Annotated in this window: 23 protein-coding genes; 12 read left to right on the top strand and 11 right to left on the bottom strand. The window is 63.4% G+C overall.

The features are described from left to right. Nucleotides 1-62: 62 nt before the first annotated feature. Nucleotides 63-1,412 carry a sensor histidine kinase RegB gene (gene regB / locus AO684_RS18280; protein WP_369814619.1) on the bottom strand — a complete coding sequence of 450 codons (1,350 nt, stop codon included), beginning with the start codon at nt 1,410-1,412 and terminating at the stop codon, nt 63-65. Nucleotides 1,413-1,508: 96 nt separating this feature from the next. On the opposite strand from regB, the gene AO684_RS18275 reads away from it, so the two are divergent. From AO684_RS18275 to pnp, 3 genes are all read left to right on the top strand, one after another. After that, nucleotides 1,509-2,141: an SCO family protein gene (locus AO684_RS18275; protein WP_054304168.1), complete on the top strand. Its 633-nt coding sequence runs from the start codon at nt 1,509-1,511 to the stop codon at nt 2,139-2,141. Nucleotides 2,142-2,197: 56 nt separating this feature from the next. Further along, the gene (locus tag AO684_RS18270) at nt 2,198-2,752 is read left to right on the top strand and encodes an ActR/PrrA/RegA family redox response regulator transcription factor (RefSeq protein WP_054304167.1); all 555 of its coding nucleotides are present in this window, start codon (nt 2,198-2,200) and stop codon (nt 2,750-2,752) included. 223 nt (nt 2,753-2,975) lie between these two features. Then, nucleotides 2,976-5,126, top strand: coding sequence for a polyribonucleotide nucleotidyltransferase (pnp, locus tag AO684_RS18265; protein WP_054304166.1), 2,151 nt, complete (start codon nt 2,976-2,978; stop codon nt 5,124-5,126). A 39-nt stretch (nt 5,127-5,165) separates the two neighbouring features. On the opposite strand, the gene AO684_RS18260 is transcribed toward pnp, so the two are convergent. Genes AO684_RS18260 through AO684_RS18220 form a run of 9 tightly spaced genes read right to left on the bottom strand, consistent with a single transcriptional unit; the run spans nt 5,166 to nt 9,648 of the window. Continuing rightward, the gene (locus tag AO684_RS18260; RefSeq protein WP_054304165.1) at nt 5,166-5,672 is read right to left on the bottom strand and encodes a flagellar basal body-associated FliL family protein; all 507 of its coding nucleotides are present in this window, start codon (nt 5,670-5,672) and stop codon (nt 5,166-5,168) included. 5 nt (nt 5,673-5,677) lie between these two features. Then, on the bottom strand, nt 5,678-6,397 hold the full coding sequence (gene flgH / locus AO684_RS18255; protein ID WP_054304164.1) for a flagellar basal body L-ring protein FlgH: 720 nt from the start codon (nt 6,395-6,397) through the stop codon (nt 5,678-5,680). Nucleotides 6,398-6,405: 8 nt separating this feature from the next. Next, complete coding sequence (flgA, locus tag AO684_RS18250; RefSeq protein WP_054304163.1) at nt 6,406-6,816, bottom strand: flagellar basal body P-ring formation chaperone FlgA; 411 nt, start codon at nt 6,814-6,816, stop codon at nt 6,406-6,408. Continuing rightward, nucleotides 6,816-7,601, bottom strand: a complete 786-nt coding sequence (gene flgG, locus AO684_RS18245; protein ID WP_054304162.1) for a flagellar basal-body rod protein FlgG — start codon at nt 7,599-7,601, stop codon at nt 6,816-6,818. Before flgG ends, flgA begins: the two co-directional genes overlap by 1 nt. Nucleotide 7,602: 1 nt before the next feature. Continuing rightward, entirely contained in the window at nt 7,603-8,316 is a 714-nt protein-coding gene (locus tag AO684_RS18240; protein WP_054304161.1) for a flagellar hook-basal body complex protein, read from the bottom strand. 2 nt (nt 8,317-8,318) lie between these two features. After that, nucleotides 8,319-8,585 carry a flagellar biosynthetic protein FliQ gene (locus AO684_RS18235; protein ID WP_054304160.1) on the bottom strand — a complete coding sequence of 89 codons (267 nt, stop codon included), beginning with the start codon at nt 8,583-8,585 and terminating at the stop codon, nt 8,319-8,321. After that, nucleotides 8,582-8,869 carry a flagellar hook-basal body complex protein FliE gene (gene fliE, locus AO684_RS18230; RefSeq protein WP_054304159.1) on the bottom strand — a complete coding sequence of 96 codons (288 nt, stop codon included), beginning with the start codon at nt 8,867-8,869 and terminating at the stop codon, nt 8,582-8,584. The genes AO684_RS18235 and fliE overlap by 4 nt, the downstream gene beginning before the upstream one ends. Before the next feature lie 11 nt (nt 8,870-8,880). Further along, nucleotides 8,881-9,261, bottom strand: a complete 381-nt coding sequence (gene flgC / locus AO684_RS18225) for a flagellar basal body rod protein FlgC (RefSeq protein ID WP_054304158.1) — start codon at nt 9,259-9,261, stop codon at nt 8,881-8,883. 3 nt (nt 9,262-9,264) lie between these two features. Continuing rightward, nucleotides 9,265-9,648 carry a FlgB family protein gene (locus AO684_RS18220; RefSeq protein WP_054304213.1) on the bottom strand — a complete coding sequence of 128 codons (384 nt, stop codon included), beginning with the start codon at nt 9,646-9,648 and terminating at the stop codon, nt 9,265-9,267. Between the two features lie 84 nt (nt 9,649-9,732). Here AO684_RS18220 and AO684_RS18215 point away from each other — a divergent pair, with 84 nt between their 5' ends. From AO684_RS18215 to AO684_RS18185, 7 genes are all read left to right on the top strand, one after another. Further along, nucleotides 9,733-11,031 (top strand): FliI/YscN family ATPase, encoded by a 1,299-nt coding sequence (locus AO684_RS18215; RefSeq protein WP_054304157.1) that lies wholly within the window; start codon nt 9,733-9,735, stop codon nt 11,029-11,031. A gap of 14 nt (nt 11,032-11,045) precedes the next feature. After that, a complete protein-coding gene (gene chrA, locus AO684_RS18210) occupies nt 11,046-12,356 on the top strand; it encodes a chromate efflux transporter (RefSeq protein ID WP_054304212.1) in 1,311 nt (436 codons plus the stop codon). A 106-nt stretch (nt 12,357-12,462) separates the two neighbouring features. Beyond that, nucleotides 12,463-13,062, top strand: a complete 600-nt coding sequence (locus tag AO684_RS18205; protein WP_054304156.1) for a FecR domain-containing protein — start codon at nt 12,463-12,465, stop codon at nt 13,060-13,062. Between the two features lie 91 nt (nt 13,063-13,153). After that, on the top strand, nt 13,154-14,995 hold the full coding sequence (locus AO684_RS18200; RefSeq protein ID WP_054304155.1) for an ABC transporter ATP-binding protein: 1,842 nt from the start codon (nt 13,154-13,156) through the stop codon (nt 14,993-14,995). Then, nucleotides 14,992-16,836: an ABC transporter ATP-binding protein gene (locus tag AO684_RS18195; protein ID WP_054304154.1), complete on the top strand. Its 1,845-nt coding sequence runs from the start codon at nt 14,992-14,994 to the stop codon at nt 16,834-16,836. Before AO684_RS18200 ends, AO684_RS18195 begins: the two co-directional genes overlap by 4 nt. Beyond that, the gene (locus tag AO684_RS18190) at nt 16,833-18,053 is read left to right on the top strand and encodes a class I SAM-dependent RNA methyltransferase (RefSeq protein ID WP_054304153.1); all 1,221 of its coding nucleotides are present in this window, start codon (nt 16,833-16,835) and stop codon (nt 18,051-18,053) included. The genes AO684_RS18195 and AO684_RS18190 overlap by 4 nt, the downstream gene beginning before the upstream one ends. Nucleotides 18,054-18,162: 109 nt before the next feature. Next, entirely contained in the window at nt 18,163-18,666 is a 504-nt protein-coding gene (locus AO684_RS18185; RefSeq protein ID WP_054304152.1) for a murein L,D-transpeptidase family protein, read from the top strand. A gap of 66 nt (nt 18,667-18,732) precedes the next feature. Here AO684_RS18185 and AO684_RS18180 read toward each other — a convergent pair whose 3' ends face one another. Continuing rightward, nucleotides 18,733-19,344: a CAP domain-containing protein gene (locus AO684_RS18180; RefSeq protein WP_082401105.1), complete on the bottom strand. Its 612-nt coding sequence runs from the start codon at nt 19,342-19,344 to the stop codon at nt 18,733-18,735. 160 nt (nt 19,345-19,504) lie between these two features. Here AO684_RS18180 and AO684_RS18175 point away from each other — a divergent pair, with 160 nt between their 5' ends. Beyond that, the gene (locus AO684_RS18175) at nt 19,505-20,077 is read left to right on the top strand and encodes a L,D-transpeptidase (RefSeq protein WP_054304151.1); all 573 of its coding nucleotides are present in this window, start codon (nt 19,505-19,507) and stop codon (nt 20,075-20,077) included. Nucleotides 20,078-20,225: 148 nt separating this feature from the next. Further along, complete coding sequence (locus AO684_RS18170) at nt 20,226-20,405, top strand: hypothetical protein (protein ID WP_054304150.1); 180 nt, start codon at nt 20,226-20,228, stop codon at nt 20,403-20,405. Nucleotides 20,406-20,407 lie beyond the last annotated feature (2 nt).

Raw genomic sequence — 20,407 nt, 5'->3', positions numbered from 1 at the left:
TAAGGCTTGGTTAAGGCCTTGATTGCAGTCATCGCCCCTGAGGTGAAAGCCGCGAAAACCTGTCAGCTGTTCAGCGGGTTCTCTCCCAGGGCGCCGGTTTCAGCCAGAATGCGGTTGGCGGGCCAGATCACCTCGACAATGGCGCCGCGCCGGTCTGCCATCGCCTCAGGCTGTGCATTGGCGAAGGACAGCCGGGCGCCCGTCCTTTCCAGCAGGGTTTTCGCGATGAACATGCCGAGACCCATGCCCTCATACCCCGGTCGTTGCGCGGGATCGGCCTTGCGATTGCGCAGAAAGGGTTCGCCCATCCGGCCCAGAAGATGCGGGGGATAGCCCGGCCCGTCATCGACAATCCGCAAGACAAGCCGATCGCCCCGCCATTCTGCATCGACCCAGACATTGGCATCTGCGAAATCCACGGCATTCTGGATCAGGTTGCGCAGGCCGTGCAGGATCTCGGGCTGCCGCTGAACCACCGGGTCGCTGTCAGGCAGGGTGAAATGCACCGCCTTACCCCGCTTCAGATGCGGTTCGGCGGCCTCGCGCAATACGAGGCTCAGCGGCCCCTGCCGCATCAGCCGGTCATCCTTGCCCGCCTGCCCCATGGAACGCAGGATGTCGCGGCAACGGTCTGCCTGATCGCGGATCAGTTGCGCGTCGTCGCGCAGGTCTGGGTGATCTTCCAACTCCTCCATCAACTCGGCGCTGACCAGCTTGATCGTGGCCAGCGGTGTGCCCAGTTCATGCGCCGCTGCCGCCACCACACCGCCCAGATCAGTCAGCTTCTGCGCCCGTGCCAGCGCCATCTGGGTTGCGAGCAACGCATCCTGCATCGCGTGAATCTCTGCTGCGACGCGGTGGGCATAGATCCCGAGGAAGACGATGCCGATGACGATGGCCAGCCAGAAGCCGAATGAAAACAGCCGGGGCAGGGCAAAGATTGTACCGTCCCCCATGCTCATCGGCACGGCGAACAGGGCAACGACAGAGACCAGAACCAGTGCCACCGTGCCCAGAACCAGCGTCGCCCGTCCCTCCAGCGCTGTTGCGGAAATCGTGACCGGCGCCAGAAACAACAGGGCGAAAGGGTTGGTCAGCCCGCCTGTCAGCATCAGCAGGGTAGCGAGCTGCGTCAGGTCGAACAGCAGGGTGAAGAATACCTGCCGTTCGGTGAGGCGGGTGCTTTCGGGGAAGATGAAGACCGAGATCAGGTTGACGATAACGGACGCGCCCACCACCAGCAGGCAAAGCCCCAGCGGCAGCCGGATTTCCAGCCAGAACTGCGCGGCGAGAAGCGCGATGATCTGGCCGCCAATCGCGATCCAGCGCAACAGGTTCAGCGTGCCCAGGCGCAGCAGGTCTCCGGGGGCCTGAGTGCCGGGCAGGGGCGGTTCGTCCGGGGAAAGGGGCAATGCGGCCATGGTCCTTGCTGTCGCAGAAGGGTGTTTTGGCATTGTTAAAAGTCTCATGATGCGGGATCAATGCGCCACGCAAGAAAGGGGAAAGCCATGTCAAAGCTCTATGCAGGTCTCGCGGTGGCGGTGGTCGTCGGTCTGGTTGGCGGCAGTGCGCTGTGGATCATGTCGAACAAGGCGTCCGATGCGTTCGCGCAATGCCGTGCCGGAGCAGTTGGCGGCGGCGAGATCGGCGGCCCCTTCACGCTGGTCGATGGCGATGGCCGCACGGTAACCGACAAGGATGTTCTCACCAAACCCTCGCTGGTCTATTTCGGCTACACGTTCTGCCCGGACGTCTGCCCCTTCGACAATGCCCGTAACGCGGAGGCAATCGACCTGCTGGTGGACCGTGGCTATGACGTGCAGCCGGTGTTCATCTCGATTGACCCGGAGCGAGATACGCCCGAAGTGGTGAAGGATTTCGCGGCCAACCTGCATCCCCGCATGATCGGTCTGACCGGCTCGGCCGAACAAGTGAAGGCGGCTTCGCTGGCCTACAAGACCTATTTCAAAAAACAGGAGGCCGAGGACGAATTCTATCTCGTCGATCACTCGACCTTCACCTATCTGATGCTGCCGGGCAGCGGCTTTGCCGAATTCTACAAACGCGAGGCAACGCCCGAGCAGATGGCCGACAGTGTTGCCTGTTTTGTCGATGCGGCAAAAGCTGCCGGGCAAAATTGACCTTCCGGTGAATTCGCCCTAGGGTCGGCAGGATTTTCACGACGGAGAGCATCGCCATGGCAGAGGATCTGAGCGCCGAAATCGGGCCGGACCGTTCGCTTCTTCTGGTGGATGACGACGAATCCTTCGTGAAACGCCTTGCCAAGGCGATGGAAAAGCGCGGCTTCATCCCCGAAACCGCCGAAACGGTCGCGGAAGGGAAGGCCATCGCGCAAAGCCGCCCGCCCGCTTTCGCCGTGGTCGATCTGCGCCTGGAAGACGGCAATGGCCTCGATGTGGTCGAGGCGCTGCGTGAACGTCGCCCCGATTGCCGGATCGTCGTGCTGACGGGTTATGGAGCCATTGCCACCGCAGTCGCTGCGGTGAAGATCGGTGCCACTGATTACCTGGCCAAACCCGCCGACGCGAATGAGGTCACCAATGCCCTTCTGGCGCGGGGTGATCTGTTGCCCTCGCCGCCGGAAAACCCGATGTCCGCCGACCGCGTGCGGTGGGAACATATCCAGCGCGTCTATGAGATGTGCGACCGCAATGTCTCGGAAACTGCGCGGCGGCTGAACATGCACCGCCGCACGCTTCAGCGGATTCTGGCCAAGCGCAGCCCGAAGTAAATCGCCTGACAGCGTATATTTGCCGTGCTGCAGTGCGGCTCTTGCCGCGTGGCAAGAACGAACGCTTCCCAAACCGCTGGTTTTGCGCTATGCGGGCGCCCATCTGAGACGTGAGGCCATGCCCCGGGCCGCATGCATGAGGATTGGGGGCGGCGGCAATGGGGCCGCCAGACATCGGGAGACCCGGGATGCGCCCGGGAGAGCTCCCAGGATAGGATGACAGATGTTCAATATCACGAAAAAGTCGATCCAGTGGGGCGATGAAACGCTCACGCTGGAAACCGGGAAGGTTGCGCGCCAGGCCGATGGTTCGGTCATCGCGACGCTGGGCGAAACCAGCGTCATGGCGAACGTGACCTTCGCCAAGAAGGCGAAGCCCGGTCAAGACTTCTTCCCCCTGACCGTTCACTACCAGGAAAAATATTACGCCGCCGGCAAGATCCCCGGCGGCTTCTTCAAACGTGAGGCCCGGCCGTCCGAAAAAGAGACGCTGGTTTCCCGTCTGATCGACCGCCCGTGCCGCCCGCTGTTCGTCGAAGGCTTCAAGAACGAAGTGCTGGTCATGGCAACCGTTCTGTCCTGTGACCTCGTGAATGACCCCGATATCGTGGCGATGATCGCGGCCTCCGCCGCGCTGACCCTGTCTGGCGTGCCCTTCATGGGTCCGATCGGCGCCGCGCGCGTTGGCTTCGTCGATGGCAAATATGTGCTGAACCCGGCGATGGACGACATGACCCAGCTCCGCACCAAGCCGGAGCAGCGTCTGGACCTCGTGGTCGCGGGCACCAAGACCGCCGTGATGATGGTGGAATCGGAAGCTTACGAGTTGTCCGAAGAAGAAATGCTGGGCGCCGTGAAGTTCGGTCACGAGGCGATGCAGCCGGTAATCGACCTGATCATCTCGCTGGCTGAAACCGCCGCGAAAGAGCCCTTCGATTTCTCGCCGCCGGACATTGCAGAACTCTACGGCAAAGTGAAAGCCGCTGGCGAGGCGCAGATGCGCGCCGCCTTCGCGCTGAAGGACAAGCAGGAACGTACCAACGCCATTTCCGCCGCTGTCGCCGCGATCACCGCGTCGCTGTCGGAGGAAGACCAGGCCGACATCAACCTCGGCTCGGCGATCAAGAAGCTTGAAAGCGCGATCCTGCGCGGCGACATCATCAACGGTGGCGCCCGGATCGACGGCCGCGACACCAGGACCGTGCGTCCGATCGTGTCGGAAACCGGCATCCTGCCGCGCGCCCATGGGTCAGCCCTGTTCACCCGCGGTGAAACACAAGGTCTGGTCGTCACCACGCTGGGTACAGGCGAGGATGAACAGATCATCGACGCACTGAACGGCAACTACCGTTCCAACTTCCTGCTGCACTATAACTTCCCGCCCTATTCGGTTGGTGAAGTGGGCCGCGTCGGCTCGCCTGGTCGCCGCGAGATCGGTCACGGCAAGCTGGCATGGCGTGCACTGCAAGCCGTGCTGCCGGCGCCGACCGATTTCCCCTACACCATCCGCGTGGTGTCGGAGATCACCGAATCGAACGGCTCCTCCTCGATGGCTTCGGTTTGTGGTGGCTCGCTGTCGATGATGGATGCGGGCGTGCCGCTGAAAGCGCCGGTCGCTGGTGTGGCCATGGGCCTCATTCTGGAAGATGACGGCAAATGGGCCGTGCTGACCGACATCCTCGGCGACGAGGATCACCTCGGTGACATGGACTTCAAGGTTGCAGGCACCGAATCTGGCATCACCTCGCTGCAAATGGACATCAAGGTCGCGGGCATCACGCCCGAGATCATGGAGCAGGCCCTGGCGCAGGCCAAGGACGGCCGGATGCACATTCTGGGCGAGATGAACAAGGCGCTGTCGGCCCCGCAGGGCTTCAGCGAATACGCCCCGAAGATCGAGACCCTCTCAATCCCCACCGACAAGATTCGCGAAGTGATTGGTTCGGGTGGCAAGGTGATCCGCGAGATCGTGGAAACCTCGGGCGCCAAGGTCGACATCAATGACGACGGCGTCATCAAGATTGCGTCCTCGTCGGCCGATGCCATCAAGAAGGCCTATGACATGATCTGGTCGATCGTGGCAGAGCCGGAAGAAGGCCAGATCTACACCGGCAAGGTCGTGAAGCTGGTCGATTTCGGCGCCTTCGTGAACTTCTTCGGCAAGCGAGACGGTCTGGTCCATGTGTCGCAGATCGCCAATAAGCGCCTGAACCACCCGAACGAGGTTCTGAAGGAAGGTCAGGAAGTGAAGGTCAAGCTTCTGGGCTTCGACGACCGTGGCAAGGTGCGCCTTGGCATGAAGATGGTCGACCAGGAGACGGGGGCAGAAATCGTGCCCGAGAAGAAGGAAAAGGAAGAAGCCTCCGAAGGCTGACTTACTGAAGGGCCCCGGCGATGTCCGGGGCCTTTTGCTTCAGGCATCCTGTCGGGTGATATCAGTGATCAGCACATCGCTGACAATGCCGGGCAGGATGGTGCGCGCCGACTCCAGCAGGGCCCGGCGCAGCGGCGCAAGGCTGGTGCCTTCGGTGAAAGTGCCCCGAAAGCCGCCGCTGTTGGCATGATCGAACAGGATTTGCAGGAAACTGTCGCGCAGCTTCGGCTCGCGTGCAAAGACGGTTTCCTGTGCACCCGCCGTGGTCTCCAGGCTGAGAAACAGCACCACGACCGAGCTGATGCGGCCATCTTCGACAATCGGCACGATGAACTGGTTGCTCAGCTTCACATATTCAGGCCCGGTATTGCCCTCTTCCGACCCGTGCTCCTCTGCCGGGGCGGGCGCATCATGTGACGCATCTGCCGCCACATCCTGCCCGGCCTCTTGCGGCGGAGCTTCGGTCGGCCGCAGGAAATAGCCGCCGGCAAGGCCGCCGAACAGGCCGACAAGCGCGAGGATAAGGGGGGGGATCAGGCGTTTCATGGCGATCAGAGCGGCAAGAGGACATCGGCGATCTGCTGGCCATAGCGCGGCTGCTGCACATCGGTGATCTGGCCGCGCCCACCATAGGAAATCCGGGCGCCCGCGATCTTGTCATAGGTGATCTCGTTCTGGCGCGAGATATCTGCTGGCCGGACGTAGCCGGTCACGATCAGCTCGCGCAGCTCGTAATTGACCCGGACCTCCTGCTGGCCTTCGATCCGCAATACGCCATTCGCAAGTTCTTCGACCACCGTGGCGGCAACCCTCAGGGTGAGCTTTTCCTTGCGCGACACCGATCCCTGGCCCTGATAGGCAGAGCTGGAGCGGGTTTCGACCGCGTCGGCCATGCTGGCGCCCTCAGGCAATTTCTCGTTCAGGCGCTCGGGAATGCCGAACAGGGATGGTATGCCCATCGAGTCATTTCCCGCGCGGCTGCGGCCAGATGTATTCGACATCTCGGCCTTGTCGTCGATTTCGATAACAACGGTCAGGATGTCGCCACGCCGCGCAGCCCGACGCTCGCCGAACAGCGACTCGCGGTTCGCTGACCACAGCGACGACGCATCCGCAGGAGTTGCGGGCGGGATGTCATGTGGCAGTGGTGTCGAATACATTGCATGATGCTGGTAGCTGCCTTCCAGTGGTGAGAAATCCGGGCTTTTTCCAACCTCTGTCAGTCGCGAGCAGGCGCTCAGGCACAGGGTCAGAAGGATCAGGCGATACATGGCGCTCCTCAGGGTTGGGGGCTGGTGATGACGGTGCCATCCGAACTGACGCGGCCGGTAACGGTGCTGCGGGACGACAGGTTCATGACCCGCACCGTTTCGCCCACCCCGGCCCGCGTCAGTGCGCGGCCTTCGGTCAGGATGTGCAGGGGGCCGGTGGTATAGCGCAGCGTCACGATCTGGTTGCGTTCGATCAGGGCGGGGGGGCCGATATCTTCGGGCCGGATCGGACGGTTGGCATAGATCGCCACGCGCGCCTCCATCCCTACCACCTGAAGCGGATCATCGAAGCCCTTGCCGCCGGAAACCTGCATCACATCGGCGTCGGTCAGGATGTCCAGCGCGCGAATGGTCCGGGTTGCGACCAGCGTATCGGCCAGCGCGGGCAGCGGCAGCAGGGCAAGCATCAGCCATCGCATCAGCGCACCTGTGTCGTGGCAGCCAGCATCTGGTCGGCAGCGGTGATCACCTTGGCATTCAGCTCGTATCCGCGCTGGGCCTTGATGAGTTCGGTAACCTCGCGCACCGCATCGACCGAGCTTTCCTCAAGGTAACCCTGCCGCAGGCTGCCCAGCCCGTCACTGCCTGGTGTGCCGCTTTGCGCCGGCCCGGATGCAGCCGTTTCAAGGTAAAGATTGCCGCCGATCGCCTCCAACCCCTTCTCGTTGGTGAAACCGGCGAGGGTGATCTGGCCAAGAAGCTGCGGCTGCACCTGATTGGCAAAATAGGCATAAACCTCGCCTTGTGCATTGATGGTCAGGCTGCGGGCATCAGCGGGTATGGTGATGCCTGGCGCAACTTCGTGACCTTCGGAGGTGACGATCAGCCCGTCGGCCGTGCGTTTCAGCCCGCCATCGCGGGTATAGGCAGTGCCGCCGGAGGGTAACGTTACCTCCAGATACCCGCGCCCTTCGATGGCCAGGTCAAGGTCGCCATTGGTCTGGCTCAGCGTGCCCTGCGACAGCACCACCGAAATAGCGGCCGGACGCACACCCATGCCCATCTGCACGCCGGTTGGCAGCATCGCACCATTCTCGGCCGAAATCGTGCCGGGCCTGGCGATCTGTTCGTATTGCAGATCTGCAAATTCAGCCCGCCGGGCGTTGTAGGCGGTTGTCGACATGTTCGCGAGATTGTTTGACACGACATCGACGCGCATCTGTTGTGCCGCCATGCCGCTCGCCGCGATCTGAAGCGCCTTCATTTCATCCTCCGAGTGTTCGTATCGCCGTCTGCATCCGCTCGTCCTCACGGTCGAGGAAGCTTTGGCCCAGCTCATAGGCACGCTGGACTTCCATCATCCGGGCGATCTCTGAAAAGGTGTTGACGTTGCTGCCCTCAAGACTGCCCTGGTGCATCCTGCCCCCCTGCATCGGCAGGATTTCTCCCTCGACCGAAAACAGTGTGCCGCCCTCGTGGCGTAGTGCGGTGGCGTTTTGGGGCTGCCACAGACCGATCCGGGCCAGCGGTCCCTGAATGGTCGAGAGCGTGCCATCTTCCGACAGTGCGATCTGACCGGCATCAGCCGGTACGAAAACTGGCCCTCCGGCCTCGTCCAGCAGGCGGTAGCCTTCCGCGTTCACCAGTTCGCCGGTGGCGGAGGGCGTGAAATGTCCGGCGCGGGTCAGCCGGTTTCCCTGCGGCGTCTCGATCTGGAAAAAGCCATCCCCGTCGACCGCAAAATCGAATGTCCCGCCGGTCTGTTGCATCTCTCCGCGGCTCAGATCCACATTGTGGGCCGAAGCATGGGCCATGGACAGCGACGGTGCATCGTCAAGCGCCTTCACATACTCCGCAAAAACCACGCCCTCGCGCCGGAAGCCGGTGGTTGAACTGTTGGCGATATTGTTGGCGATGACCTGCAATTCGTGCAGCAGGCCGTTCTGCCGTGTCAGCGTGGTATAGCCAGAGGCATCCATGGTCAGCCTCCGGCGATCTGCGGGATGATGCGGTCGGTGAAGAAGCCCACCAGCGTCGCGGTCATGAAGCTCATCGAGACCCAGAAGACGATCAGCATGGCGCCGACCTTGGGCACGAACGTCAGTGTCATTTCCTGCACCGAGGTCAGGGCCTGCAACAGGCCGATGGCAAGGCCCGCAATCAGCGCGACGGCAAGAAGCGGGGCAGAAACCCTGACCGCGATCCAGAGTGCCTGACGCAGCAGATCAAAGACCTGATCAGCGGTCATACCGGCATCCTCAGGATTTCCTGATAGGCCTCGACCACTTTGTCGCGCACGGTGACGGCGGTTTCCACTGCCAGTTCGCTGGCGAAAAGCGCCTGAACCAGCGCATGCGGATCGGCGTTGCCGGTCATGGCCGCGCGGGCAGTTGCCTCGCCCTGCGAGAGGATCTGTTCAAACTCCTGCGCCGCGGCAACAAGTCCATCGGTCTGTCCGGCGTCAGGGGGGACGGCGACCACCGGGCGGGCAAGGCCATAGCTGCGGGCGGCCGAAGCGGGGTTCATGTCCATTCTGGACCTCCTTATTTGCGCAAAAGATCAAACAGGCTTTGCGTCATGCGGCGCGCCTGATCGAAAAGTTTCAGATTGGCTTCGTAGCTGCGCTGTGCCTCGCGGGCGTCGGCCACCTCGACCACCAGATCGACGTTGGAGCCATCGTAGTGCCCGGTCTCGTCGGCAAGCGGGTGCCCTGGCGCATAGATACGGTTCAGTGCGCTGCGATCCAGGCGGACAGGCCCCGGTTCCACCCCCGATCCATCCGCGATTTCGCGAAAACTGATCAGCTTGCGATGATAGCCGGGCGTATCAACATTGGCCATGTTTTCAGATACATGCCGCAATCTGGCAGCCTGTGCCTGCATCCCGGAGGCGGCCTGCGACAGGGCGTTGAGCAGATCTGACATGGCCTATCTCCGCCCCAGGCTGGTTCGCAGGACGCTGGCGGCGCTGCGATAGATCCCCAGCGCCATCTCGTGCTGCTGTCCGACCTCGACCGACTTCACCATCTCGGTTTCCAGCGAGACAGTATTGCCGTTCGGTGCGGCTGCTCCCCTTTGCGTGCGGAGGACGGGGGCAGGGCCATCGGTTTCTCCGGACAACAGGTGACCGGGGCGGGTCCGGCGCAGAGCATCCTGTGATGCGTCATAAACCTCGGCAAAAGGCGGCAGATCCCGCGCCTTGAAGCCCGGCGTATCGGCATTTGCCACATTGCGTGCGATTTCGGCCTGCCGCGCGCCAGCATGCACTGCCATCGCCTGCGCCATTCTGACAAGTTCAAGTTTTTCGAACATCGGGGCTTCTCCCTCGACAACCTTCATCAAGGCTTAAGGGTGATTCCTTTAGAAACGGTAAGCGGCGAACAAAGGGAGAATATCATGGCCGGCCTCTTTGATGCCTTGCAAGCCGAAATCGCGGCGATTGCGCCCGTGCGCCGGATCGGCCGCATCACCGAGATCGGGCGCGGCACGCTGGCGGTGAGCGGGCTGGCAGGCTGTGCCGGTCTTGGGGATCGTGTGGGCATTGGCAGAGGCTACGGCGAAGTGATCCGCCTTTCGCGCGAGGGGGCAACGATCCTGCCCGACAACCCGCCAGAGGGCATCCGGATCGGCGATCCGGTGGATCTCGTCGGTCCGGCAACCATCGCGCCGGACGACAGTTGGATCGGGCGTATCGTCGATCCTTACGGCCTGCCGCTGGATGGCCGCCCGTTGTTTCGCGGCCCGGTTTCGCGGCCGCTGCGCGCCGCCGCGCCTGCCGCCGCGCAGCGTCGTCCTCTGGGCGGGCGATTACGCACCGGAACAGCGGCCTTCGACACGCTTCTGCCGCTGGTGCGCGGGCAGAGAATTGGGCTTTTCGCGGGCTCCGGGGTCGGCAAATCCTCGCTGCTGGCGAAATTCGCTCGGGGGGTGGAGGCGGATGTCGTTGTCATTGCGCTGATTGGTGAGCGCGGGCGCGAACTGCGGGATTTCACCGAGAAGGTGCTCGGTCCGCAGGGCATGACGCGGTCGGTCGTAGTGGCCGCGACGTCGGACCAGTCACCGCTGGCCCGCCGCCGCTGTGCCTGGGCGGCGATGTCTGTCGCGGAACATTTCCGCGATCAGGGGCGCCATGTATTGTTTCTGGCCGATTCGATCACCCGCTTCGCGGAGGCGCATCGCGAGGTCGCGCTTGCCTCCGGCGAGGGCGGAGATCTGCGGGGCTACCCGCCGTCCGTTGCACATATGATCATGTCTTTGGCCGAAAGGGCGGGGCCGGGACCGCAGGAGGCGGGGGATATCACGGCGGTCCTGTCCGTGCTGGTTGCCGGGTCTGATATGGAAGAGCCGGTGGCCGATATCCTGCGCGGTGTACTGGATGGTCATGTGGTCATGGACCGGCGGATTGCCGAGCGTGGACGATTTCCGGCGATCGACCTGCTGCGATCCGTGTCGCGCAGCCTGCCCGACGCCGCCAATGCGGAGGAAAATGCGCTGATCGGTGAGGTGAGGCGCCTGCTGGGGGCGTATGACCGCGCCGAGATGATGATTCAGGCGGGTCTCTACAGCAAAGGGTCCGATCCGGTGGTGGACCGGGCGATCAGGGTCTGGCCCGCGCTGGACGGTTTTCTGGCGGAGGATTCGCCCGAGGGGATCGCGGCAAGTTTCCGTCGGCTTGCAGCCTGTCTTGCGCTGTGATGGGACTGGGCGCCATGACAGGCTCCGAACCGAACCCTCCTGCACCGTCCGAGGCCGCCAAGACATGGGCGCGCATCGCCGCGCTGAGTTTTGGCGGCCCGGCGGGCCAGATTGCGGTGATGCACCGTATTCTGGTCGAGGAGAAACGCTGGATCGGCGAGCGACGTTTTCTGCATGCCCTGAATTTCTGCATGTTGCTGCCAGGACCTGAGGCGCAACAGCTTGCCACCTATCTGGGCTGGCTATTGAATGGTACGCGCGGCGGGCTGATTGCGGGCGGGCTGTTCATCCTTCCCGGTCTGCTGTCAATCATGGCGCTCAGCTGGCTTTATGCCCTGCATGGCGAGGCGCCGCTGGTGGCTGCCATATTTTTCGGGCTGAAGGCCGGTGTGTTGGCCATCGTGCTGCAAGCGGTCATGCGTCTGGGACGGCGGGCGTTGGGTGGCTGGCTGGCGCGCATTGTCGCGGTGGTCTCGTTCCTGTCGATCTTCGTTCTGGACGTGCCCTTTCCGGTCATTGTGATTGGTGCGGCACTGATAGGCCTGCTCGCCGGGCGCGGGGGGCAGAGCCGGAAGGGGGAACCGGATGAAGACGGGTTGAAGACGCCCCCGATGACCGGAGCGTTGTTCGCGGGATGTCTGGCCTTGCTGGCATGGCTGGTTCCGGTGGCCCTGCTTGCGCTTTTTGTCCCCGGCACGGTTTTCGATGTGATTGCGCGCTTCTTTTCGCAGATGGCGGTGGTCACGTTCGGCGGTGCCTATGCGGCGCTGGCCTGGGTCGCCCAGGAGGCTGTGGCGGTGCAGGGATGGCTGCGCCCGGGGGAAATGCTGGACGGTCTGGGGCTGGCAGAAACCACGCCGGGGCCGCTGATCATGGTGCTGCAATTCGTGGGCTTTCTCGCCGCCTTCCGCGATGCAGGTGGTTTGCCGCCGCTTCTGGCGGGGACGCTGGGCGGCCTGCTTGCAACCTGGGTGACCTTTGCCCCCTGTTTCGCCTGGATCTTCCTTTGTGCCCCCTGGATGGAAAGGTTGCGCGGCAGTGTGGCGCCTGCGGCTGCACTGTCCATGGTGACGGCGGCGGTGGTCGGCGTCATTCTGAATCTCGCCCTCTGGTTTGCTCTGCACAGCCTCTTCGGGGACGTCATGCTCTGGCAGGCCGGGCCCGTCCGGTTGACTCTGCCGGTGCTGGTCAGCTTCGTGCCGTCGTTCGCCGCCCTGACCCTGCTGGCGCTGGGCCTGATCTTCTGGCGGGGTGTTGGCATCGGCACCACGCTTGGCATCATGGCGGTGGCCGGGGTGCTGCTGCATCTGGCCGGTTTGGTCTGAGCCTGTTTCCCGTGGAACAGGCCGCTGCGCGACCGACCAGAAATCGGTTCCGGGGCGGGAATACGCCTGCTAGGCTGAGGCTCTGGCCAAACGTGAGGACAGAGCCATGCCTGCCACTCGCCGCCTTTTTCTTGCCGCGCCAGCCCTCTTGCTGGCGACGCGTGGTTTTGCGCAGGCGCCTGTCGGTGTCACGCTGGCGCTGACCGGGCAGGCCATTCTGTCGCGCGGAAATGCGGAACAGGCGTTGCACCCTGACGATCCGCTGCATGAAGGCGATACCGTCAGCACGGGTGCCGCAAGCCTTGCTGCGCTGGAGCTGTTTACCGCGACACGGATCAACCTTGGCCCCGAAGCGCGGTTTACGCTTGATCGCTTTGCGGCCGATCTGGGGGGGACGATCACGATTGGCGGGGCCATGGTCTTCGACCGGCCCGATACGCTGGCGCCGCTGGACCTTGAAGTGCAAAGCACCTTCGCCCGTATCGGCGTGCGCGGAACGCGGTTCTACGCGGGGCCGAGCCGGGGCGTTTTCGGGATTTTCGTTCAGCGCGGCCGGGTTGAGGCCATGGCTGCGGGGCAAACCCGGCAGATCGGCGCGGGTGAAGGGGTGAATATCCCCGCTCCCGGGGCGGCACCGTCAGAGGTCAGCATCTGGGGGGCCGAGCGGATTGTCGAGGCGTTCACGAGTGTCGGCCTGACCCCGTAAACCGTCCCTTGTCATCTGCCCCAAGGGCGGTTTTCCTTTCCGGCAGAAAGGCCTATATCTTACCTCCGACCTGTTTTGAGGCAGTTTCCCCATGTTCTGGTTTTTTGAAGGGCTTGTTGACCCTTATCAATCCTATGCGCGCAGCGATGCCCCGCCCCGCAGGCTTTGGCCCTTCCTGAGGGAATACGTCCGGCCATTCCGCGGCGTTTTCGCGGTAACAGCGCTGCTTTCGGTGCTTGCAGCAGGGTCGGATGTGGCGCTGATCTGGTATGTGGGGCGTCTGGTCGACTTGCTGGCCACGGCCAGCCCTGCCGAGGTCTGGAATGGCCATGGAACCGAGATCATCGCGGTCGGTCTTGCCGTACTGATCCTTCGGCCGCTGTTGCTGGTGTCGAATGTGGCGCTGCTGCACAACACCATCCTGCCGAATTTCGGAACGATGATCCGCTTTCGCGCGCATGATCATGTGCTGCGCCAGCCTGTCGGCTGGTTTGAAAGCGATTTCGCGGGTCGCATTGCCAACCGGGTGATGCAGACGCCCCCGGCGGCGGGGGATGCAGTGTTCCAGACCTTTGATGCCGTGGCTTTTGCCAGTGTTACCATTGTCGGTGCAGGTATCATGCTGGCCGATGCCGACCCGCGTCTGGTGCTGCCGCTTCTGGTCTGGTTTGCGCTTTATGCGGCGCTGGTGCGCTGGACGCTGCGGCGCGCCGGGCCTGCCTCGAAGGCCAGTTCCGATGCGCGGTCGGCCATCACCGGGCGTGTGGTGGATGCATATACCAATATCCATTCGGTAAAGCTGTTCGCGCATCACGATCTGGAAATGCGGCATGCGACTGATGCCATCGAGCATGCACGATCCACATTCCAGAAGGAAATGCGGGTTATCACCAAGATGGACCTTGCGCTGACCGGCCTCAACGGCGGGCTGATCGTGGCTGTTACCGGCTGGGCGCTGGTCCTGTGGTATCAGGGGCAGGCGAGCGTTGGCACCGTGGCGGCGGCGACTGCGCTGGTGTTGCGGCTCAATAACATGACCTACTGGATCATGTGGGCGACCACCTCGCTGGTGCAGGCGCTGGGTGTGGTGCAGGAGGGGATGGAGACGATCACCCAGCCCATCGGTCTGGTCGATGCCCGCGAGGCAAGGCCCCTGTACCTGACCAGAGGCGAGATCCGGCTGGAAGGTGTGTCCCATCACTATGGGCGCGGTTCGGGCGGCCTGCGTGATGTTAACCTGACCCTGAGGCCGGGTGAGCGGATTGGCGTTGTCGGCAGGTCCGGCGCGGGCAAGTCCACACTGGTGAAGCTGATGCTGCGGTTCTACGATTGCGAGCAGGGGCGCATCCTGATCGACGGGCAGGATATCTCGCAGGTCACACAAGACAGCCTGCGCCGCGAGATCGGCATGGTTCAGCAGGATTCGAGCCTTTTGCACCGGAGTGTACGGGAAAATATCCTGTATGGCCGCCCCGAGGCGACCGAGGAGGATATGATTGCCGCCGCCCGCCGGGCCGAGGCGCATGAGTTCATCCTGACGCTGGAAGACCCCGAAGGCCGCAAGGGCTATGACGCGCATGTCGGCGAGCGGGGGGTGAAGCTTTCGGGCGGGCAGCGGCAGCGGATCGGGCTGGCGCGCGTCATCCTGAAAGACGCGCCGATCCTGATTCTGGACGAGGCGACATCGGCGCTGGACAGCGAGGTCGAGGCGGCGATTCAGGAAGCGCTCTATGGCGTGATGCAGGGCAAGACTGTCATCGCTATTGCGCACCGTCTGTCCACCATCGCGGCGATGGACCGTATCGTCGTGCTGGAGGATGGCGCAGTGGCCGAAGAGGGCAGCCATGCCGAGCTGCTGGAACAGGGCGGGCTTTACGCCCGCTTCTGGGCACGACAATCGGGCGGGTTCATCGGAACGGAGGACGAGGCATGAAGGCACTGCGCGGTCTTGCCGGTTTCATTGATGCCTTCCGTCCGGCGGAGGGTATGCCGCCGCAAGAGCTCGGTCCGTTCTTCCGCTGGTGCCTGAGCGGGGCTTGGGCGCCGCTGGCTGTGGCGGGGGCGATTTCGGCGCTTGCGGGCACGACCGAGGTGGTTTCGGCGCTGATCCTTGGCATGGTGGTCGATGCGGCGGTCGGGTCAGGCCCTACCGCGTTCTTTGCCGAACAGGCCTGGCTTTTGGTGCTGTTCATGGTGTTCTACCTTGTGCTGCGGCCACTGACCTTTGCCGCTTCCGCAGCCTCTAACTCCATCATCGTCGGGCCGAATGTGATGCCGCTGGTGCTCAGCCGGCTTCATCGCTGGACGCTGGGGCAAAGCGTCACCTTCTTCGACAATGATTTCGCGGGACGGATCGCGCAAAAGCAGATGCAGGCCGCGCGGGCTGTTACCGATACCGCGACCGAGGTCATCAATACTGTCTGTTTCGCGCTGGCCTCTGTCATCGGATCGGCGATCTTCCTGATCGCCATTGATGCCTGGATTGCCCTGGCGCTGCTGGTCTGGCTGGTGGCCTATCTTGCGCTGATCCGGTTCTTCATGCCGCGGGTAAAGGGCAATTCGGCGGCCCGGGCTGCGGCGCGGGCCATGGTTTCCGGACAGGTGGTGGATACGATCACCAATATCAAGACGGTCAAACTCTTTGCCCATGCCGCCTTCGAGGATCGCGTAGCCCTGCGCAGCATGGAGGTTTTCCGCGAGCGCAGTGTCGAATTTGGCGAGATTTCGACCTGGTTTCGCCTGTCGCTGATGACACTCGCCGGGGTTCTGCCGGTGCTGCTGATCGGTGGTACGGTGCTATTGTGGCAGCAGGGCGGGGCGACGGCTGGCGATATCGCGGCGTCGGGCGCGGTAGCGATGCGGATTGCGCAGATGACTGGCTGGGTCAGCTTCACGCTCATGTCGATCTATACCAGCATTGGCGAGGTCGAGGACGGCATGCGCACGCTGGCGCAGCCGCATCAGCTTGCCGATGCGCCGGGGGCAGTGGACCTGCCGCGCATCAGCGGCAAGGTTGATTACCTCGACGCCAGCTTCGCCTATGGCCGCAAGCGCGGCGGTATCGACAGGGTCACGCTGCATATCGCGGCTGGTGAGAAGATCGGAATTGTCGGGGCTTCAGGGGCGGGGAAGTCGACGCTGGTTGCCTTGCTTTTGCGGCTCTATGACTGCGAAAAAGGCAAGGTGACGCTGGACGGTCACGACCTGCGCCATGTCACGCAGGAAAGCCTGCGCCGCCAGATCGGCATGGTCACGCAGGAAACCGCGATGTTCAACCGATCCGCGCGGGACAATATCGCCTATGGCCGCCCGGATGCGTCGGAGGCCGAGATCATCGCCGCCGCCCGGCAAGCCGAGGCGCATGAGTTCATTCTGGCCATGGAAGATCATCAGGGCCGCAAGGGCTATGACGCCTATCTGGGCGAGCGGGGGGTGAAGCTTTCGGGTGGCCAGCGGCAGCGTATCGCGCTGGCGCGCGCCTTCCTGAAGGACGCCCCGATTCTCGTGCTGGATGAAGCGACAAGCGCGCTCGACAGTGAGGTCGAGGCCAGCATCCAGGAGGCGCTGGGCCGTGTCATGCAGGGTAAGACCGTGCTGGCCATTGCGCATCGCCTGTCGACCATCGCCGAAATGGACAGGATCATCGTGCTGGATCAGGGCCGGATCGTCGAAGAAGGCCGCCACGAGGCACTTCTGGCGAAAGGGGGGCTTTACGCGCGCTACTGGAACCGGCAATCGGGGGGCTTCATCGTCACCGAAGAGGCAGCGGAATGAAACTGACCATCGCGCGGCTTGGGCACCATGGCGACGGCATCGCCGAGGGGCCGGAAGGTCCGGTCTATGTGCCGGGCATGTTGCCGGGCGAGGAAGTGGAGGGGGAGCTTCAGGGCAGCCAGTTGACCGCGCCGAAGATCGTGACGCCCTCGGCGGACCGGGTGAAGCCGCCCTGCGCCCATGCAAAAAGCTGTGGCGGCTGTCTGATGCAGCATGCGCGTGACGGTTTCGTGGCTGACTGGAAGCTGGGCATCGTGCGCGGCGCGCTGGCGGGGCAGGGGTTGGAGGCACCGTTGCGGCCGATCCTGACCTCGCCACCACGCTCGCGCCGTCGAGCCACGCTGGCCGGGCGGCGCACCAAGGGCGGGGCGCTGATCGGCTTTCACGCGCGCGGGTCAGATACCATTATCCCCGTGCCGAACTGCCAGCTTCTGCACCCCGATCTGATGGGCGCGGTGCCCGCGCTGGAGGCGCTGGTGCGCACAGGCGGCTCCCGCACGGGCGAGCTTGCGCTGACGGTGACGCGCAGCCTTGCCGGGCCGGATGTGGCGGTACAGGGCGGCAAGCCTCTGGATGCGACGCTGCGGCTGGATCTGGCCCGCGTGGCCGAGGCGCATGGCCTGTCGCGGCTCAGCTGGGGCGATGAGGTGATCGCCCTGCGTGCTGCGCCGATGCAACGCATGGGCCGCGCGCTGGTCGCCCCGCCGCCCGGTGCCTTTCTGCAAGCGACCGAAGAAGGGGAGGCGGCGCTGCTGTCCGCAGTGACCGAAGCCGTGGGCGATGCGCCGCGCATCGTCGATCTGTTCGCGGGCTGCGGCACCTTCACCCTGCCGCTGGCCGAACGTGCCGATGTGCTGGCCGCTGAAGGCGACGCCGCGATGATGGCGGCGCTGGACAAGGGCTGGCGTCAGGCCGGGGGCCTGCACCGCGTCACCTGTGAAACGCGCGACCTGTTCCGGCGCCCGCTGGAGCCTGACGAGTTCAAGGGCGTGGGCGCCGTCGTCATCGACCCGCCGCGCGCCGGGGCCGAGGCGCAGGTGGCGACGCTTGCGCACAGCCGGGTGCCGGTCATCGCCATGGTCTCATGCAATCCGATCACCTTTGCCCGTGACGCAAAGGTGCTGATTGCGGCGGGGTGGCTGCTCGATTGGGTACAGGTGGTCGACCAGTTCCGCTGGTCGTCGCATGTGGAACTGGCTGCCCGCTTCAGCTTGTGAGTCCGCGCACGAAGGCGTGAAGCGACTGTGAACATCTGCACGCATATACAGGCTGTGCAGTTTCTGCCATTTTGGCTATGGGCAGAAAAAACAAAGCAGCAGGCACCCCATGACTTTCGCGCGCCTTTTATCGGCATTCCTTCTTGTGGCGTTGTTGGCCGCATGTGGCGGAGGCAACAGCAAGTTCCGCAGTTACAAGGGCCCGGCGGTCACCTCGATCCAGGTCCACAAGGGCGCGCGCAAGATGTATCTTCTGCACGACGCCAAGGTGCTGAAACAATACGATATCGGTCTTGGCTTTGCACCCGAAGGCCACAAGCAGTTCGAGGGCGACGGCAAGACCCCGGAAGGCACCTACTTCATCAGCTTCCACAATCCGAAAAGTCGCTATCACCTGTCGCTGGGCATTTCCTATCCCAACCTCGCTGACAGTGCCTTTGCCGCCTCTCAGGGCAAGCGGCCGGGAGGCGACATCATGATACATGGCCGTTCCAACTACAAAGGCACCAACAAGGGTGACTGGACCGCGGGCTGCATTGCCGTGCGCGACAAGGAGATGGAAGAGATCTATGCCATGGTCCGGCAATATACGCCGATCCATATTCTGCCCTGAGCGCAGCCGCGCAAAAGCAAAAAGCGCCGGTCGCGGGACCGGCGCTTTTTCATTCGGCAGGGCAGTTTACTGCGCCGGAGGCGCGCCGCCGACGTGATCCATCTCGGAGGTCACGGTGCGCCCAAGTGCCGTGGCCGAAACCCGGGCGACGGGCGCGCGTGTCGAATCCCCTGTCAGCAGGGTCCACCAGATCTTGCCGCTCGGCTCCTGATACCAGGAGAAGCCGATTTCGTTCGACTGCGGGTCCATCACGACCGCACGGGTGTCGGGCACGGCCGTCCAGGATGCCAGCGTATCCAGCTCGGTTTCATAGGTTTCCGAAATCAGCTCGCCCTGAAGATGTCCGGCATATCCGGCCCGTTGAACCCGGAGTAGCGGCGACGAGCCGTCCGAACCGAAGTGCCAGGGGCGGTTCTGTTCCGACATGTCGCGGGAATGTGCATTGGCGGCGGCGATCAGCGCCCCGTTATATTGCAGCGGCTGCACCCCCTTGGCCGAGCGCAGGGTATTCACTGCCTCCAGCAGACGGCCCGGAATCTCGGCCTCGGTCCGCTTGTCGATGTGATAAACGCGCGGAAGCGGCCGACCGTCCGCCCCGATCGTGGGCTGGGTATCGGGGGCCGCACAGGCCGCCAGCATAGACAGGGCACAGATCGACAGAACGGGAAAGCGCGTCATTGGGGGCACCAAGTGGGATTTCGACCGCCCGTCTTTATCCAATCGCGGCGGGGTTATCAAACGCAAGTCTGCGTGATTTCGCCAAGTGACATCTCTTTGATTTGCGAGTTTGCCGCACAGCGGCTAAAAACCGCCCAATCCAACCCTCAGGAGATCAGCGATGTCAGCTGAACATTCGCACGGGCCCAGCCGCAGGGCCGTTCTTGTTGGCGCTGCCACGGTGGCCGCCGCCGCAGCCATGCCCGCCTTCGCTCAAGTGGAAGGGTCGGTTCGCAACAATATCTCGAGCTTCCGCATGCTCGACTGGCAACCCTATTTCAGCAATCTCGCCAAGGGCGCGATTCTGGTGGATACGACCTCGCGGGCGCTGCACTTCTGGTCCGAGGACCAGTCGACCTACAAGCTGTATCCCACGTCGGTGCCGCTGTCGGACGAGCTGACCCGACGTGGCCGGACCGAAATCATCAAGAAGGTCGTCGGCCCGGAATGGCGCCCCACGCCTTCGATGAAAGAGCGTAATCCCGACTGGCCGGATTATATTGGCCCGGGCCCGGACAACCCGCTGGGGACGCGCGCGATGTGGCTGTCCTGGACCTATTACCGCATCCACGGCACGCATGACACGCGCAAGATCGGCCGCAAATCATCGAACGGTTGCATCGGCATGTACAACGAGCATGTCGAGGAACTTTTTGATCTCGCCCAAGTCGGCACACAAGTGTTGCTAATTTGACGACAGGCGCGGGTGCATTCGTGCACCGGGTGGGAGCCAATTGCGCCGGTTTGCGTTCAAGTCTAAACACGCCTTACGAGGTACAGTCTTGGGTGCGCGGTGTCGCCTCTGCAACATCCGATCCCGCGCGTTATCTGGAGAGATCGAAATGAAGAAACTCGCTCTTGCTGCCGCTCTGTCGGTTGCCGCCACCACCGCCTTCGCCGGCGGCATGGTCGAGCCGGTGATGGAGCCGGAAGTTGTGGAAGCTGCCACGTCGTCGTCGTCGGGCGCGCTGGTTCCGCTGCTGCTCCTGCTCGTCGTGGCCGCTGCGGTCGCTTCGAACTGATT

Source organism: Gemmobacter sp. LW-1 (assembly GCF_001303875.1).
Lineage (GTDB): Bacteria > Pseudomonadota > Alphaproteobacteria > Rhodobacterales > Rhodobacteraceae > Gemmobacter > Gemmobacter caeni.
The sequence above is the reverse complement of the archived record's forward strand: the minus strand, read 5'-3'. Positions and strand labels throughout refer to the sequence as shown.